16 protein-coding genes are annotated in these 16,575 nt (G+C 59.4%); 7 read left to right on the top strand and 9 right to left on the bottom strand.

The genetic code is table 11. The annotated features are described in order from the left end of the window. Window positions 1-2: 2 nt before the first annotated feature. Complete coding sequence (locus tag F7R06_RS17450; protein WP_090323069.1) at window positions 3-209, bottom strand: hypothetical protein; 207 nt, start codon at window positions 207-209, stop codon at window positions 3-5. Between the two features lie 57 nt (window positions 210-266). Continuing rightward, window positions 267-497 carry a hypothetical protein gene (locus F7R06_RS17445; RefSeq protein ID WP_090323070.1) on the bottom strand — a complete coding sequence of 77 codons (231 nt, stop codon included), beginning with the start codon at window positions 495-497 and terminating at the stop codon, window positions 267-269. Window positions 498-671: 174 nt separating this feature from the next. On the opposite strand from F7R06_RS17445, the gene F7R06_RS17440 reads away from it, so the two are divergent. After that, on the top strand, window positions 672-2,333 hold the full coding sequence (locus F7R06_RS17440; protein ID WP_090323072.1) for a SulP family inorganic anion transporter: 1,662 nt from the start codon (window positions 672-674) through the stop codon (window positions 2,331-2,333). 21 nt (window positions 2,334-2,354) lie between these two features. Here F7R06_RS17440 and F7R06_RS17435 read toward each other — a convergent pair whose 3' ends face one another. Both F7R06_RS17435 and F7R06_RS17430 read right to left on the bottom strand, forming a co-directional pair. Continuing rightward, window positions 2,355-2,543: a ribbon-helix-helix protein, CopG family gene (locus F7R06_RS17435; RefSeq protein WP_047530236.1), complete on the bottom strand. Its 189-nt coding sequence runs from the start codon at window positions 2,541-2,543 to the stop codon at window positions 2,355-2,357. A 193-nt stretch (window positions 2,544-2,736) separates the two neighbouring features. Further along, a complete protein-coding gene (locus F7R06_RS17430; RefSeq protein ID WP_090327383.1) occupies window positions 2,737-3,276 on the bottom strand; it encodes a MarR family winged helix-turn-helix transcriptional regulator in 540 nt (179 codons plus the stop codon). Window positions 3,277-3,382: 106 nt separating this feature from the next. Between F7R06_RS17430 and F7R06_RS17425 the strand changes: the two genes are divergently transcribed. The 4 genes from F7R06_RS17425 (at window position 3,383) to F7R06_RS17410 (ending at window position 7,155) form a co-directional block, all read left to right on the top strand. Further along, window positions 3,383-4,183 carry an SDR family NAD(P)-dependent oxidoreductase gene (locus tag F7R06_RS17425; RefSeq protein WP_090323074.1) on the top strand — a complete coding sequence of 267 codons (801 nt, stop codon included), beginning with the start codon at window positions 3,383-3,385 and terminating at the stop codon, window positions 4,181-4,183. Between the two features lie 484 nt (window positions 4,184-4,667). Further along, complete coding sequence (locus F7R06_RS17420) at window positions 4,668-5,099, top strand: hypothetical protein (protein WP_162842375.1); 432 nt, start codon at window positions 4,668-4,670, stop codon at window positions 5,097-5,099. Window positions 5,100-5,269: 170 nt separating this feature from the next. Then, entirely contained in the window at window positions 5,270-5,797 is a 528-nt protein-coding gene (locus F7R06_RS17415) for an aspartate carbamoyltransferase (protein WP_090323075.1), read from the top strand. 224 nt (window positions 5,798-6,021) lie between these two features. Continuing rightward, window positions 6,022-7,155 carry a pyridoxal-phosphate-dependent aminotransferase family protein gene (locus tag F7R06_RS17410; RefSeq protein WP_090323077.1) on the top strand — a complete coding sequence of 378 codons (1,134 nt, stop codon included), beginning with the start codon at window positions 6,022-6,024 and terminating at the stop codon, window positions 7,153-7,155. A 337-nt stretch (window positions 7,156-7,492) separates the two neighbouring features. On the opposite strand, the gene F7R06_RS17405 is transcribed toward F7R06_RS17410, so the two are convergent. Further along, window positions 7,493-8,815, bottom strand: coding sequence for a chloride channel protein (locus tag F7R06_RS17405; protein ID WP_090323078.1), 1,323 nt, complete (start codon window positions 8,813-8,815; stop codon window positions 7,493-7,495). A 322-nt stretch (window positions 8,816-9,137) separates the two neighbouring features. On the opposite strand from F7R06_RS17405, the gene F7R06_RS17400 reads away from it, so the two are divergent. Beyond that, the gene (locus F7R06_RS17400) at window positions 9,138-10,931 is read left to right on the top strand and encodes an alpha/beta fold hydrolase (protein ID WP_090323080.1); all 1,794 of its coding nucleotides are present in this window, start codon (window positions 9,138-9,140) and stop codon (window positions 10,929-10,931) included. Here the strand turns inward: F7R06_RS17400 and F7R06_RS17395 are convergent. After that, a complete protein-coding gene (locus tag F7R06_RS17395; protein ID WP_090323081.1) occupies window positions 10,918-11,460 on the bottom strand; it encodes an ester cyclase in 543 nt (180 codons plus the stop codon). The genes F7R06_RS17400 and F7R06_RS17395 overlap by 14 nt on opposite strands. Further along, window positions 11,448-12,572, bottom strand: a complete 1,125-nt coding sequence (locus tag F7R06_RS17390; protein WP_090323083.1) for an alkene reductase — start codon at window positions 12,570-12,572, stop codon at window positions 11,448-11,450. Before F7R06_RS17390 ends, F7R06_RS17395 begins: the two co-directional genes overlap by 13 nt. A 109-nt stretch (window positions 12,573-12,681) precedes the next feature. On the opposite strand from F7R06_RS17390, the gene F7R06_RS17385 reads away from it, so the two are divergent. Next, window positions 12,682-13,593: a LysR family transcriptional regulator gene (locus F7R06_RS17385; protein ID WP_090323084.1), complete on the top strand. Its 912-nt coding sequence runs from the start codon at window positions 12,682-12,684 to the stop codon at window positions 13,591-13,593. Between the two features lie 304 nt (window positions 13,594-13,897). On the opposite strand, the gene F7R06_RS17380 is transcribed toward F7R06_RS17385, so the two are convergent. Both F7R06_RS17380 and F7R06_RS17375 read right to left on the bottom strand, forming a co-directional pair. Next, window positions 13,898-15,136: a saccharopine dehydrogenase family protein gene (locus F7R06_RS17380; RefSeq protein ID WP_090323086.1), complete on the bottom strand. Its 1,239-nt coding sequence runs from the start codon at window positions 15,134-15,136 to the stop codon at window positions 13,898-13,900. A gap of 29 nt (window positions 15,137-15,165) precedes the next feature. Then, the gene (locus F7R06_RS17375) at window positions 15,166-16,263 is read right to left on the bottom strand and encodes a carboxynorspermidine decarboxylase (protein WP_090327389.1); all 1,098 of its coding nucleotides are present in this window, start codon (window positions 16,261-16,263) and stop codon (window positions 15,166-15,168) included. Window positions 16,264-16,575: the final 312 nt, after the last annotated feature.

Here is a 16,575-nt window from a genome sequence, read left to right as displayed (position 1 = left end):
CGTCACTTGAACAGGGGCGGCGCAATGCCGCCCCTGCCGTTTTGACTCTCGCGTGACCTGGGGGCTCTACTCACGCGGATCGATCTGATCCAGCACCCGGTCAGGGTTTCGGCCGTGGCCTCGGGGTCGACGCTGAACAGGGTGCAGGGTGTGCGCGGCGTGGCCTTGATGTCGGCCATCGAGGTGACGTGAAGGTCGAGGGTAAACATGCGTTGCCTCGATTCTCTCCTTGAACCTGGCAGCGTCGCCAAGTCGTCATCCAAAGGTCAAAAATGGATTTCAGCGGTCTTGAGGCCCAAGTCTCGAAGCTCGGCAATCAAGTCATCCAGATGTCCGAAAGACTCGACCTCTTCATTGTCATCAACCAAAAAATAACTCCTCCCGGCGTCCTTTTTGAAGAACACGATCCACTCCTTGGGATTGGTCGGGTTTGCGATCAAATGGGTGTCAAAGGTCACGCCTTCGGCATGCTTGCTTTTCACATCTTTGCGATTCATGTCTGTCACCACGCTAAGCGCGTTCTCAAAATTCTCTATATGCAGTGTATGCCCACTCAGTTCCGTCCGAGCTTTACAGGCAATATCTCCAGCCGTACGAAGCAGTGGTTCCAAGGTATTTAAATTATCACTGCATGTTAATATTATGCACATGCATGCACTGAGGAGCTAGCCGTGATTGCGATAGGTGAGGCATGGAAGGCGGGGTTGTTGGGTCGAAAGCACTGGCTGCGCAATCTGGTGTCTGGCGTGATCGTCGGGATCGTGGCGCTCCCCTTGGCCATGGCGTTTGCCATTGCATCTGGCGTCAAGCCTGAGCAAGGCATCTACACCGCAATCATTGGCGGCCTGCTGGTTTCGCTCTTTGGGGGGAGCCGCTTACAGATTGCTGGGCCAACAGGTGCGTTCATCGTGATTCTGGCGGGCGTCACGACCAAGCATGGGGTTGACGGCCTGCAAATCGCTACGATGATGGCGGGCGCCATGCTGTTATTGCTCGGGGTCGCCCGGCTTGGTGCAATCATCAAGTTTATCCCCGATCCAGTGATCGTCGGATTTACCGCCGGCATCGGCGTGATCATCTGGGTCGGGCAATGGAGAGACTTTTTCGGCTTACCGACGATCAGTGGAGAGCACTTCCATGAAAAGCTCTGGCATTTGCTACAGGCGCTCCCGGATCTTCATATCGCCACCACCCTGCTGGCTGCACTCAGTCTTTTTCTGGTAATCACCGCGGCCAAAATACCCGGCCTCAAACGGGTGCCTGGCCCGCTGGTCGCAATGACGGTAGCTACGGCGATACAGTCAACCTTTCATTTCGAGGGGGTAGCCACGATTGGCAGCGCATTTGGCGGCATACCTCAAGGTCTTCCAGCGTTTGGCCTGCCTGAAATCACGCTGTCTCGGGTCATCGATTTGATTGGTCCGGCTTTCACTATCGCCATGCTTGGAGCAATCGAATCGCTTCTGTCTGCAATGGTGGCCGATGGCATGGCGGGCACCAAGCATGACTCCAATCAGGAGCTGATCGGTCAGGGAGTGGCTAATCTGGTCACGCCTCTGTTTGGCGGCTTCGCCGCTACCGGAGCCATTGCCCGCACCGCAACCAATATCCGTAACGGCGGCACAAGCCCGCTGGCCGGCATTACGCACGCGATCACCTTGGTGCTTATTATTCTGTTTCTGGCACCTTTAGCCTCGAACATCCCACTGTGCGCCCTGGCCGCCATTCTATTCGTGGTCGCGTACAACATGAGCGAGTTGAGACACTTCAAGCGCATGGTCCAGCGAGCCCCGCGCGCAGACGTGTCGATTCTGCTCATCACCTTCAGCCTCACAGTGTTCAGTGACTTGGTTATCGCCGTGAATATCGGTGTCATTCTTGCCATGTTGCAGTTCATGCGTCGCATGGCTTCATCCGTGGAGGTGCAACAGGTCGTCGAGCACGAGCTTGAAGTAGAGCTGAGAGCCAATGGCCATGCACACTTGCCGCCGGGGATACTGATTTATACGATTGAAGGGCCACTGTTCTTTGGCGCGGCCGAGACTTTCGAGCGTGTCCTGGCACAGACCCATACAGACCCACGCCTGCTGATTATCCGCCTGAAACGCGTACCGTTTATGGATATCACGGGCCTGCAAGTGCTGGAGGAGGTCATTCAGCAGCTGCACAAGCGCAATATCGTGGTAAAGCTCTGCGAAGCGAATAAGAAGGTGCTCAGCAAGCTAGACAGGGTGGGTATCCTGCAAGAAATTGGCCCGGAGCATTACCACGCCGACTTCAACACCGCACTGGCCAAAGCTGTCAGTCACGTAGAAGGTACATCGACCCTCTAGAGACTAACGGCCAGTGTTGGCTCATGACTTGGTGCTGACGGCATGCTTGCTCTTGGTCGTATAGCTGGCGCCGTGAGTGGCCAGATAGTCACGAATCAGTTGCCGGACAACCTGCGAAGACGTCAGGTCTTGTGCTGCACAGAGTTCCTCGAACGCTTTTTTCTTGACGGGATCTATGAGCACCGTGAGGCGCGCAGTCTTGCTTTCCATGGGGTAGTCAATCGCTCAAATCGCGGGATGTTAATCAAATTGTAATTGCCTTGTTCTGTGCTGTCACGGTACTGGCTGCCTGTTGCCTGGCACCTCGACGTTACTCACAAGAAAAAACTTGGCTCTCACGGCCGTTTGCTGCCCTTCACTTGAACAGGGGCGGCGCAATGCCGCCCCTGTCTTACACCGGAATTCACGCCTGATCATCTCCAAGATAGGCCGAGAGGAATTCGTCTGAAGCCACGTAATCAGCTGCGGCCCGGAGTGAAGCAGCCGAATCACGGCCGAGTACCTCCTCCACGCGGTCATTGGCGGTGGCCCAATACACAATTGCCTCATGCAAAAGCTCGAGTCCTGATGGCGTCAACACTGCACGTTTTGCACGCTTATCTTGCTCATCAATCCTCAGCTCAACCAAACCGTCTCGCACTAGAGGCTTAAGGGCGTGGGTAAGCGCTGAAATCTGGATTGCAAGCTTGAGCGCCAGATCCTGCAGCGTGGGCGCCTGGCCCTCGTTTGCGGACGCCATCCTGGTGATTTCCGTCAAAAGCGAAACCTGTGTTGATTTCAGTCCCAAGGGCGCCAGAGCGTCGTCGTACAGATTCCCCAAGCGTCGGGCTGCACGCCTGAGCGCGGTGTTGGTGCACACGAGGTCCACAAAGGCCAGTTTTTCTTCGGCCCTGTTATCTGGGGCGGTAGTCGTTGCGGTTGATTTACTGGAGATTTTTTTCATCCCCAAATAATGGTTGAGCACAACACTATTGACAAGCCCCGCCCTCCCCAACATAAACTTGAGCCCTCAATCAATTGCTTGAGCACTCAACGTTAGAGGTTAAAATATGTCTTCGTCTAAAAAAACTGCTGTTGTAACAGGCGCATCTTCTGGCATTGGCGCCGTCTACGCCGACCGCCTGGCTGCTCGCGGTTACGACCTTGTTCTGGTCGCCCGCCGTGCTGATCGCTTGGCAGCCTTGGCTGAAAAACTGTCCAAAAAGCACGGCGTCAGCGTCCAGAGCCTGGTTGCCGACCTGGAAAAAGAAGCCGACGTGGCCAAGGTGGAAAAAGTACTTGCCAGCGATGACAGCGTACGACTGCTCGTCAACAATGCTGGTGTCGCACGTTTCAGCACTCTGGCGGATACGCCGGTTGAGGTTTCGCTGTCGCAAATTGCACTGAACATCATTTCGCTGACACGGCTGACTCAAGCAGTGCTGCCGGCTTTCAAAGCGCGCAACCAAGGGACCATCATCAACGTAGCATCGGTATTGTCGGTCCACTCCTGGGAAGTCAGCTCTGTTTACAGTGGCACCAAGTCTTTCGTGCTGGCCTTCAGCAGGGGCATTCAGGATGAGCTGGCCAAAGCCAAGTCGAACGTCAGGCTCCAGGTCGTCCTGCCGGCATCGACTGCTACAGAAATCTGGACTGAAGGCGTCTCGGGCATACCACTGTCCGCCCTTGGACAAGACACCATCATGAGTGCAGAGGATTGCGTGGATGCTGCACTGGCGGGCCTGGATAAAGGCGAGGCCATCACCTTCCCGTCCGTCGAAGACGCGTCCCTGTGGAGCACCTACGACACTGCTCGCGGTGCACTTTTCGCGGCGACCCAAACAGGTACACCTGCCTCCCGCTACCGTTAGGCCCATCTCCCGGCAAGAACGGATACAAGCTTAAGAGTCTTGAACAGATTGTCTGAGTGCTCATCACAGTGCATCCAGGCCCATGGCTCTATACACCCTCAGCAAGTCAAGTCGACTTGCGGGGGGTTGTAAGGGGCGAGCTGGATTTTCAGTCAGGCAGGACTCGATGTTTCAGGAGCGGTCGGATCGGTGGCCGGGGGATTGGGTGAAGGCTTTATCGTATTCGGTCTCCGAAAACGTGGAGCCTTCAGCACTCGCACTAGACCCGATCACTGATAGGCAGTGACGCGAATCAAATTACCGAGCAGCCCCGAGGCTGCACAAGCCGGCGGATTCTAGCGTAACCGTAGGCCCCCGATATGCGGTCGCGATTGACCATCCATCCCCTTGTTCGCCCGTCTATCCGTTTACTGATATGGATCAGATTCTCCACCCTGTCGGCTCCTATGCTCAAATCGACCCCTTGGTGTCGAGATGAACTCAAATGAACAAATCAAGCCTGATCGGCCGATGTGTGTTGGCAGGCATCATCCTGCTGGCGACCAGTCTCGCCTTGCCGACCAATGCCGAGGCCCATGGCGGTGGACATGGCGGTCACGGCGGGGATGCCGGATGGTGGGGTCTGGGCATTGGTTTGGGCCTGGGCTGGGAAGCCGCGCACGTCTTCAACCCGTATTACTACCCCGCCTATCCGGTTTATTACTATCCGGCCCCGCCGGTGTACTACTACCAGGCCAGCCCACCTCCAGTGATGGTTGCCCCACCTCCCGGGACTACGGCTTCAGCGCCAACCGCCCCTCCTCCCGCCGCCAATTGGTACTACTGCGATTCCGCCCGAGGCTACTACCCGAATGTGCGCCAGTGCCCCGAAGGGTGGCGCATGATTCCAGCAGTGCCGCCTGGGCCGATACGCTGAGTGAGGGATTGATCCGGTAAGTGGGTGTGCATGGGTCTCATCGAGCCCTTTGCGTGGCTGATCAAAAAGTCGCTGATGGTCGCCGACACCCAAGTCCCGCTGTTGCGAGCGTGACAGCTGGACTGAAGCGCCGGCATCGCTAGACGCCCTGCCCCTGTTGGAGAAAGACCATGCTAAAAACCGCCATCGCCTCAACAGTGCTCTGGGCGCTTGCCGCAAACCTTCACGCTCAGCCCGTGGAGCATTCGGACGTCGACGCACAACGGCAAGCCGAGGTGGCGGGTCGCGGCCAGGATGTCATGCCGTTCAGCCTCGCAGCGACAACCCATGTCTTCACCAAGACCGCTGAAGGCGGCATTCAGCAAGTGGTCGCCAAGCCGCCCGGAGATGCTGCCCAAGTCCAGTTGATTCGCCAGCATCTCCAGGCAATTCACGAGCGTTTTCTCAAGGGAGACTTTTCAGGCCCGGCGCACATCCATGGCCAGGACATGCCTGGCCTGGCTGACCTGAAAGCCGCCAAGCCTGGACAGATTGCGATCGAGTACACAGACATCGAAGGCGGCGCCCAATTGCTCTTCAAGACCTCGAATCCAGCCTTGATAGCGGCGCTTCACCAGTGGTTTGACGCCCAGCTTTCCGACCATGGCAAGGACGCGATGGAGGGCGATATGCATCATGGCGAGATGATGAACCGGTGAGGGATGGATGGCGGGTAGCAATTGGCCAGGAGCGTTCGCAGCAGACCCTAATCGGCTAATTTCAGCCAATGCTGACCGCCAGCTTCGGTTCGGCTGCCACCCTTCTTAACGGATGATGCCAACCGCTCGACAGAAGTCGCCATTCAATCACGAGCAATCTTGTCATTTGCCAAGGCTTGGGGCAGGGTCAATACCACTGAGATTTCTGCCAAAGGAGTTACTCCATGTCAAAGCTATATCCCAGTATCGATCCCGAGGGGCTGGTCGAGTACTCAGTGGTCTACACCGACCGCTCGCTCAACCACATGTCGCAGTCATTTCAAGGCGTGATGAAGAACATTTCCAGGACCCTGAAACAGGTCTACAACGCCCAGGCTGTTGCGGTGGTCCCGGGCAGCGGCACGTTCGGCATGGAAGCGGTGGCGCGACAGTTTGCCACCGACCAGCAATGCCTGGTGATACGCAATGGCTGGTTCAGTTATCGCTGGAGCCAGATCCTTGAGATGGGCAACATCCCGGCAGCCACCACGGTGCTGAAAGCCCGACCGGTCGACACGGGTCGCCAGGCTGCCTACGCCCCTCCCCCCCTGGACGAAGTGCTCGCAGCCATTGAGGCGCAGAAGCCGCAGATTGTCTTCGCCCCCCACGTTGAAACCTCATCAGGGATCATGCTGCCCGACGACTACCTGCGAGCCGTCGGCGACGCCGTGCATGCGGTGGGTGGCCTGTTCGTGCTGGACTGCATCGCCTCAGGCACGATTTGGGTTGATATGCACAAATGCGCAGTCGACCTGCTGATCAGCGCACCGCAGAAAGGCTGGAGCGCCTCCCCTTGCTGCGCCCTGGTGATGTTCAGTGCTTTGGCCCTCGAGCGCATCGAGCAGACGCAGAGCAGCAGCTTCGCCTGCGACCTGAAAAAGTGGCTTCAGATCATGCAGGCCTACGAACAGGGCGGACATGCCTACCATGCGACCATGCCCAGCGATTCCCTCGCGCGGTTCAACGAAGTGATGAAAGAGACGCAAGCCTACGGTTTCGACAAGGTCCGCGGCGAACAACAGGCGCTGGGCGATCGGGTGCGCGCCATGTTGACTGGTAAAGGCATCAAAAGCGTGGCCGCAGCCGGCTTTCAGGCCCCAGGCGTCGTGGTGAGCTACACCGATGATGCCGACATCAAGAGCGGCAAGAAATTTGCCAACCACGGCCTGCAGATCGCCGCCGGAGTGCCGTTGCAATGCGACGAGCCGGCCGACTTCCAGACCTTCCGCATCGGTCTGTTCGGACTCGAAAAGCTGCACAATATCGAACGCACGGTCAGCACCCTCGAGCAGGCACTGGACGAGGTGATGGTTAACTAAGGCCTCATCTTGCCCTGGGCACTGCCGGCCAAGGCGTTGATCTGCGACGAATATGACGCTGGTCGCCCGAATGCCGTGTTAGAACCGTAAGGGAAAACCGTGCACGCGTCTTACTGACACGTGCACCCTTCAGCGCTATCAAAAAAGGTTTCCAACGAAGCCTTTCAGGGGGCGTGATGATTGGCGACGGTATGACTTGGATCGCCCCCTCTTCTCCCGAATGTGCGCCAGGGCCCTGAAGCGTGGCGCATGATTCCAGCGATCCCGCTTGGGCCGATATACGTTGAGTCAGGGATTGATTCGTCGCAAATCGCTTCCCCGGATCCGCCAGAACACCCTATTGGCTAGTCTTTCGAGCGATTACGTCATTGTCCGACGAGTGCAGAAATCCGCGAGCCAGTTGCTGATACAGCTCGGGCCCCATTCGTGCGCTGACCGCTTTGGCTATCAATGCCACCGCCATGAGGCTGATGACCATCCCGTGACTGTCGATCATCTCCATCACGATGATGGCCGAGGTGATCGGGGACTGTGTGACCGCGGCCAGAAAACCGACCATGCACAATGCAATGATCGGCTGCGTCGCCAGGCCAAAGAAGTCCGCGACGTTAGCACCCACGGCAGCACCCACGGCCAGGGACGGGGCAAAAATGCCGCCTGGGATACCGGAGAAGTACGTCACTACTGTCGCGAGAAAACGGGTGATCGGTGCATGCCATGGCAAGCCGACATCGGACACGATGATCTGGGACGTGATTCCGTATCCACTGCCAAATGACATGCCGCCACTCCACCAGCCCAATATCGCCACGATCATTCCACACGCGCCGGCGAACCAGACGGGATGCACGCGACGCCATTCCCAGAGAACGAATCGATGATGGCGCTGGGGCCATAACAACATCCGGCTGAACAATCCGCCCAACAGCCCGCAACCAATCCCGGTCAACACCACCGGGACGATGATATCCAGACCAATCTCGTGAATATCGAAGTGACCGAAGTAGTTGTAGTTACCTTGCAAAGCGATAGCCACCATCCCCGACAGGATAATCGTGCTGAGCAAGACCCCGCTTGTACGGGTTTCCAGCTTGCGCCCCAGCTCCTCTACGGCAAAGGCCACACCGGCCAACGGCGTATTGAATGCTGCCGCGATGCCTGCGGCCCCTCCGGCCAGAATGAGGTCCTCGCTGCGGATGATTCGCGCGTTGGGCAGGTAACGGTGGAAAAAATGCATGATCGAAGCCGCGACCTGCACCGACGGACCTTCGCGCCCAGCGGAAAAACCACCGGTCAGCGCTAGCGTGCCAAGGCCTATCTTGGCGAAGGCAATCCGAAGCGACACCAGTTTGTCCAAGGGTTTGCCTTGGTGCGCCAAGCGCGTAGCGGCGATCACCTGGGGAATGCCACTGCCTTGGGAGCCGACAAAAAAGCGGGTGGTCAACCACACCACCAACATGCCGACCAAGGGCGTATAAATAAATGGCAACCAAGGTCGTTCGGCGGTCTGTTGCGCAAACTGCGTCAGTGCCAGGTCGGCCAGCCGGGCAAACATCACGACGAGTAGCCCCGCCAGGGTGGCGGCAGCCCAGAGCGTCACCCGTGTGCGCCAGCGTATGGAGGTGAAACGGCGACGCAGTAGCACTATTGGTTTGATCACCCGAGTGAGTTCCCGTTGAGTTTCAGCACTGTGGTGCTGGCAAGACTAACCGGATATGCGGTGTGGTCCAATGGCTCTGGATTCAGCCCTGACAAACTTCCGTCACTACGCCTTTATCAAGACCTACTCCTTGGCGAGTGGATTGAGTCCGCCGCTGTCCGCGTCTGATCGACTACCGTGGAATCACACTTGAGTGGTTTCTGCGCACCCCGCGATCGCCCTTGTCATGAAATGAAAATTCGCTGTCGTGCGATGCGAAATGACCACCCCCGTTGCCCCCTAGAGTCGGTGCAAAACAACAAGACCTGACACGAGGGCCGCCATGAGCAGATCCACCCGAACGAGCGAGACCGCTACCCCCTCCCAGCGCCCTCCGGCGACCGGCCGAAAGCGTCACGCGCGCAAGGATAGCGATCTCCCGGACGACACCCGGCAACAAGAACTGATCGGCACAGCTGCCAACCAGACCCTGGCAGGCAATCCGCTGGTCAGCGTACGCGCGGCGGATCTGGCCGGCTCGGCTGGTTACCTGCTCAAGGCCGTGGCCAATTCGCCGCTCAAGGCTGGCGCGCATCTGGGTGGCTACCTGAAGGAACTGCGCGGCATCGTCGGCGGCAATTCCAGCATCGCGCCGGACCCGAAGGACAAGCGCTTCGCCGATCCGGCCTGGCAATCCAACGCCTTCCTGCGCGCACTGCTGCAGAGCTACCTGGCCGGTCAAAGTGAGCTGACCCGTTTCATCGAATCCACCGACCTGGCCCCGCTGGAAAAGAGCCAGGCCCGGTTCGTGGCAACGCTCCTGGCCGATGCAGTGGCACCGAGCAACTCGCCGCTGACCAATCCGGTGGCGCTGCGCAAGCTGGTGGACACTGGAGGCATGAGCCTGGCCAGGGGCATCCGCCAGTTCGGCGAGGATATGCTGACCAACCGCGGGCTCCCGAGACAGGTGGACAGTACGCCGTTCAAGGTGGGGGAAAACATTGCCACGGCCAAGGGCGCCGTGGTGTTTCGCAACGAGATGTTCGAGCTGTTGCAGTTCGCGCCCACCACCGCAAATATCTACGCCCGGCCCCTGGTGATGTCGCCGCCGCAAATCAACAAGTACTACGCCATCGACCTGTCCCCGGAGAAAAGCCTGATCCAGTGGATCCAGGACAGCGGTGTGAACCTCTTCATCATCAGCTGGCGCAATCCCACCCGTGAGCACCGTGACTGGGGCTTGTCCGATTACGCGCTGTGCCTCGACCAGGCGGTGGACGTGGCGCGCAGGATCACCGGTAGCCCGGATGTGAACATGTGGGGCTCCTGCTCGGGCGGCATCACGCTGGCGGCCTATCTGGGCTGGCTGGCGGCCCGTGGCGAAGGCCACAAGGTGGCCAATACCAGCTGGGCGGTGTGCGTGCTCGACATGCCCTCGGCGCTGGATGACACCACCCTGGGGCTGTTCACCACCCCGTCCGCCCTGCGCGCGGCCAAAGCCAGCTCCCGGCGCAAGGGCGTGCTGAGCGGCCAGGGCATGGCCCGCATGTTCGCCTGGATGCGGCCCAACGACCTGATCTGGAACTACTGGGTCAACAACTACTTGCTGGGCAATAAGCCACCGGCCTTCGACATCCTCGCCTGGAACAACGACACCACGCGCCTGCCCGCCCAACTGCACGCGGACTACCTCGACCTGATCCAGCAGAACCCTTACAGCAATCCCGGCACCCTGGAGATTGCCGGCGAGTCGATCGACATGACCCAGGTGCAGGTGGGCGCCTACGTGGTGGGCGGTACCACCGATCACATCACCCCCTGGCAGGGTTGCTACGGCACTGCCCGGCTGTTTGGCGAGGACACAATCTACGTGCTGTCCAACGCCGGCCACCTGCAAAGCCTGGTGAACCCGCCGGGCAACCCCAAGTCGTTCTACTACGCCGCGCCTGCCGCCGCCGAGACCCCGGAAACCTGGCTGCAGAACGCCGGGGAGCGTCAGTCAGGCAGCTGGTGGCCGCACTGGCGCGAATGGATCGGGCAGCGCTCGGGCGACAGCCGGCCGGCGCCGAAGAAGCTCGGCTCGCGCAAGTACCCGCCCCTCTGCCCTGCACCCGGCACCTATGTCATGGAGCGATAACGCCTATCTGCTGCAGGAACGTCAGGTTGTCCTCCAGGTGCCAGTTTTCGGCGATCCTGCCGTCGGCGATGCGGTAGATGTCGGTGGCAATGAAATTCACCGCCTGACCCTGGCCTTTCACGCCGTTGAACGTGCCGGTGAAGTGCCCGGTGAAGCGCAGGAACGACACCACCCGATCGCCGCTGACGATCATCTGCCGGACTTCGCAGTTCAGGTCGGGCACCGCCGCATGGAACGCGGTAGACGCCGCCAGCGGCCCGGCGATGCCCTGTGCCCGTCCCGGCGGCAAGGCGCGATCCATGAAGTCGGGCGCCAGTGCCTGGCGGGCCAGCGCCGGATCGCCGGACGACCAGAACGTGGCGTAACGCCGTGCCGCGAGGGTCTGCGCCTGGACCTGTTCAGGTTTGGCGCCGGGATCGGCAATCAGCACCTCGGGGGTGATCAGCGTGGGTTCTGCGGCGGCTGCCTGTTGGCCCAGAACCGAAGCAGTGACAGCGGCGGCCAACAGGCCAGTGATCAGCAAGCGCATGGGGTTTCTTCCGTGGTGATGGCGGGGTAATCGCTGTAGCCCTTGGCCGTGCCGCCGAACAGCGTGGCGGGATCAAGCGGGGCCAAAGGCAGGTCCTGCGCCAGACGCAGGGGCAAATCCGGATTGGCCACAAAGGGTCTGCCGAACGCCACGAGGTCTGCGTAGCCCTTGCCGATGACCCACTCGGCGCGAGCCAGGTCGTAGTTGCCGGCGACGATGATCGGGCGAGTGAAACGCTGGCGAATCGCCTGACGAAACGACTCGGTGAACACCGGTGCATCGTCCCAGTCCGCTTCGACCAGATGCAGATAGCCGATGCCTTTGGCCTGCAGGTACTCGGCCGCTTCGAGTATGGTCGGGAGGATGTCCGGGCAAGCCATGCCACGGGCGGTCAGAAAGGGGGCCAGGCGGATCGCCGTGCGTTCGGCCCCGACTTCATCGCTGACCGCGTCGACCACTTCCTTGAGAAAACGCAGGCGGTTGCTGCGCGAGCCACCGTATTCATCGGTCCGCGTATTGGACGTGGTGCGCAGGAACTGATCCACCAGATAGCCATTGGCGCCATGGATCTCCACGCCATCGAAACCGGCCCGTATCGCCCGGCGCGCGGCCTGACGAAAGTCGTCGACGATCTGTGCGATCTCAGCCTTGGTCAGCGCGCGAGGCGTCGGGCTATCGAACATGCCGCCCTCCCCCGTGACCGGATCGACTTTCCAGATCTGTCCTTCAAAGGGTTCGGCGGACGGCGCCACTGGCAGTGCGCCCTGATGGAAGTCCGGATGGGACAAGCGCCCCACGTGCCACAGCTGCAGGAAGATGCGACCGCCCTCGGCATGCACCGCCTCGGTCACGCCCTGCCAGCCTTGCACCTGCGCTTCGGTGTGGATGCCGGGGGTAAAGGAATAACCCTTGCCCTGCGGGGATATCTGCGCCGCCTCGGTCACGATCAAGGCCGCCGATGCACGCTGGGCGTAGTACTGCGCGTTGAGGCTATTGGGGATGTCACCGGGCTGGCTGCTGCGCGCCCGGGTCATGGGTGCCATCACGACCCGGTGAGGGGCATTGAGGCCGGCGAAGGCGATGGGTTCAAACAACGTTGAAGGGGTCGTCATGGTGAGCGTTCCTGAGCCAAATGAAGTGGATGGACTCAGTCTGCGACTACTGATCAGATTTGATAATTAGGCTAGTCTTTGATGGTTTTTCAAAAATACTGGAACAATGATGGACAACCTCGAAGCCATCCGCCTGTTTGTCGAAGCGGCCCAACTGGGCGGGCTCTCAGCTGCGGGGCGCAAGCTGGGGCTGTCGCCAGCGGCCGCCAGCGCCCGTTTGCTCAAGCTCGAAGCTTCGCTGGCCACTCGCCTGTTCGAGCGCACTACCCGCCAGCTGCGGCTGACCGATGAGGGGCGGATTTACCTGCAACATTGCCGCCAGGCGTTGCAGGCGCTGGACGATGCGCGAGCGGCGCTGTCGGCGGAGAAAAAGGAAATCCGCGGCAAGATCCGGGTGTCCGCCACCTCGGATTTCGGCCGACATGTGCTGAATCCCTGGCTCGATGAATTCACCGCCCGCTATCCCCAGGTCGTGCCGGCGCTGCTGCTGTCCGACTCGCTGTCGCACCTGATCGCGGACGATGTCGACCTGGTGATCCGCTTTGGCGTGCCGCCGGACAGCTCATTGATCGCCCGCCCCCTGGCCACCAATCGCCGCATCCTGTGCGCCGCGCCGAGCTATCTGCAACGCAAGGGCACGCCTGAGCATCCTCAGCAGTTGGCCGAGTTCGATCACATTGTCGCCGGCCAGTCGGGCTGGTCCAGCGAATGGCGCCTGCACCGTGGCGAGGAAGTGATGCTGTTCAAGGTGCCTCTGGAAGCTGCGCGCGAGACCAACGACGGCGCGTTGGCCCGCCAATGGGCGATCGACGGCCACGGCATCGTCCTCAAATCAATCTGGGACGTGAGCGCGGACCTGGCGGCGGGACGCTTGAGTCTGGTGCTGCCGCAATGGCAATCGGACGAAGCCCCCGTGTACGCGCTCTACCCCCGCAGCCGCTACCTGGCGCCACGGGTACGGGCATTGCTGGATTTCTTGTGCGAACGGTTCGAACAAGCCGCGCGTGCGACTGCTTTGTAAAGGACTGGGATTGTGTCCGTGGATATTTCCCCCAGTTCATTTCTTCGGTCACGGTTCCCATGCCTGCCGCCTGGGCCACTGTGGAAAGACCGCTGTTGTCTGCCTCGACCTGGTCGACGACCGACAATTTAAAAGCCAGCGTGTAATTTCGCTGACTGCGCTTCGTGCCAGGATCTATTGCACCTTCCTGAAAAGAAGTCAGAAGGTGTAAACCTTATTCGGGGCGGGACAAAAAACGAAAAAAGCCGCTCAGTGAGCGGCTTTTTTTTGGAGCGGGCAATGAGGCTCACAGGCTAAGTGAACTTCAGGCGTTCCAGGGACGGTCTCCATTCTCGTCCTTGATGCGGGTCGGGAGGCCCATCATGTCCAGTGCCGTGAGGAACGGCTCAGCCGACAGCTCCTCGACGTTGACCATACGTTGCACGTCCCACTCGCCTCGGGCGACCAGCAGCGCTGCGGCCACCGGCGGCACGCCAGCCGTATAGGAAATGCCCTGGCTGTCGGTTTCCGCAAAGGCGTCTTCATGATCGGCCACGTTGTAGATGAACACCTCGCGCGGTTGTCCATCCTTGGTGCCCTTGACCAGATCGCCGATGCAGGTCTTGCCGGTGTAGCCGGGTGCCAGCGAGCTCGGGTCAGGCAGCACGGCCTTGACCACTTTGAGCGGCACAACTTCCAGGCCTTCGGCGGTCTTGACCGGTTGCTCCGAGAGCAGGCCGAGGTTCCTGAGCACGGTGAACACATTGATGTAGTGCTCGCCGAAACTCATCCAGAAACGCACGTTGGGCACGTCGAGGTTTTTCGACAGCGAGTGCACTTCATCGTGGCCGGTCAGGTACAGGTTCTGCGCCCCTACGACCGGCAGGTCGTCGGTGCGTTTGACTTCGAACATGGTGTTGCTGGTCCACTGGCTGTTCTGCCAGCTCCAGACCTGTCCGGTGAATTCGCGGAAATTGATTTCCGGGTCGAAATTGGTGGCGAAATACTTGCCGTGGGAACCGGCATTGACGTCGAGAATGTCGATCGAATCAATGCGGTCGAAATACTGTTGTTGCGCCAGCGCGGCGTATGCGTTGACCACACCCGGGTCGAAACCCACACCCAGAATGGCGGTGATGTTCTTCTGATTGCACTCTTCGAGGTGGTTCCACTCGTAGTTGCCATACCAGGGCGGCGTCTCGCAGACCTTGCCCGGCTCTTCGTGAATGGCGGTGTCCAGGTAGGCCACGCCGGTATCGATGCAGGCACGCAGCACCGACATGTTGAGGAACGCGGAACCGACGTTGATGACGATTTGCGATCCGGTTTCGCGGATCAGCGACTTGGTCGCTTCGACATCCAGGGCGTTCAGCGCGAAAGCCTTGATGTCAGCAGGCTGTTTGAGGCTGCCCTTTGCCTTGATGCTGTCGATGATGGCCTGGCATTTGGAGATGTTGCGCGACGCGATGGCAATACGACCGAGTTCGTCGTTGTGCTGCGCGCACTTGTGGGCCACCACCTTGGCGACACCTCCTGCACCAATGATAAGAACGTTCTTTTTCAATTGCGTTATCTCTCCTTTATCTGTCCGATTTACGAAAGGCTGGACAGGTAGTCTTCATAACCAAATTCGCGAACCACTTCGACTGTACCGTCGAGTTGTTTCACAACGATGGATGGCATTTTCAGGCCGTTGAACCAGTTCTTCTTGACCATGGTGTAACCCGCAGTGTCGATGAACGACAGTCGATCGCCGATGGCCAGCGGACGATCAAATTGGTACTCGCCGAAGATGTCCCCGGCCAGGCACGACTTGCCGCACACCATGTAGGTGTGATCACCCTCGCTCGGCGCCAGCTTGGCGTTGAGGCGATAAATCAGCAGGTCAAGCAGATGGGCTTCGATGGAGCTGTCCACCACCGCCAGGTGCTTGCCGTTGTAGAGGGTGTCGAGCACGGTCACTTCCAGCGAGGCGCTGTTGGTGATCGCCGCTTCGCCCGGCTCCAGGTAGACCTGCACGCCGTACTTTTGCGAGAACGCCTTGAGCCGCGCGCAGAACGCGTCCAGCGCATAGCCTTCACCGGTGAAGTGAATGCCGCCGCCCAGACTGACCCAGTCGACCTTGTGCAGCAGCTCGCCGAAGCGCTCTTCGATGGTGCACAGCATTTGGTCGAACAGGCCGAAGTCGCTGTTCTCGCAGTTGTTGTGGAACATGAAACCGGAGATCTGGTCGATGACACCTTCGATCTTCACCGGGTCCCACTCGCCCAGACGGCTGAACGGGCGCGCCGGGTCGGCCAGCAGATAATCGGAGCTGCTTACTTGCGGGTTGACCCGCAGGCCGCGGATTTTGCCTTCTGAACGCTTGGCAAAACGTTGCAGCTGGCTGATGGAATTGAAGATGATCTTGTCGCAGTTCTCGAGCATCTCCTCGATCTCGTCGTCGGCCCAGGCCACGCTGTAGGCATGGGTCTCGCCTTCGAACTTCTGCCGACCGAGTTTGAGCTCGTACAGCGAAGACGACGTGGTGCCGTCCATGTATTGCTGCATCAAGTCGAACACTGACCAGGTCGCGAAGCACTTGAGCGCCAGCAAGGCCTTGGCTCCGGACTGTTCGCGCACGTAGGCGATCTTCTGCATGTTGACCAGAAGCTTCTGCTTATCGATGAGGTAATAGGGTGTTTTGATCATTTTCAGAGCCTCCGGCGGGGCCTGCCAAAAAAGGACACGCATTGTGCCTTCACCGACCACATATCGAAAGAGCGAAAAGTGCAGTTCACGCACTGAGTCATTTTAGAGGCATGCACTCATTCAGTCTTTCAATGCCCGCCCATCCGTGTGCGTTGCAGTCACGGTAGAGATATCGGATTGAGCAGCCGTATTAGTTTGCCCCTTCCAGAACGTTCAAGAGCTCAACGAACCGGCCCGTATCAAATCACCTTGAAACGCCCGATATAGAGCCTTCGATACATTTTGAATCATCTAAAAAGTGCGCTAACCTCC

It is taken from the genome of Pseudomonas moorei, assembly GCF_008801475.1.
In the GTDB taxonomy this organism is placed as follows: domain Bacteria; phylum Pseudomonadota; class Gammaproteobacteria; order Pseudomonadales; family Pseudomonadaceae; genus Aquipseudomonas; species Aquipseudomonas moorei.
The sequence above is the reverse complement of the archived record's forward strand: the minus strand, read 5'-3'. Positions and strand labels throughout refer to the sequence as shown.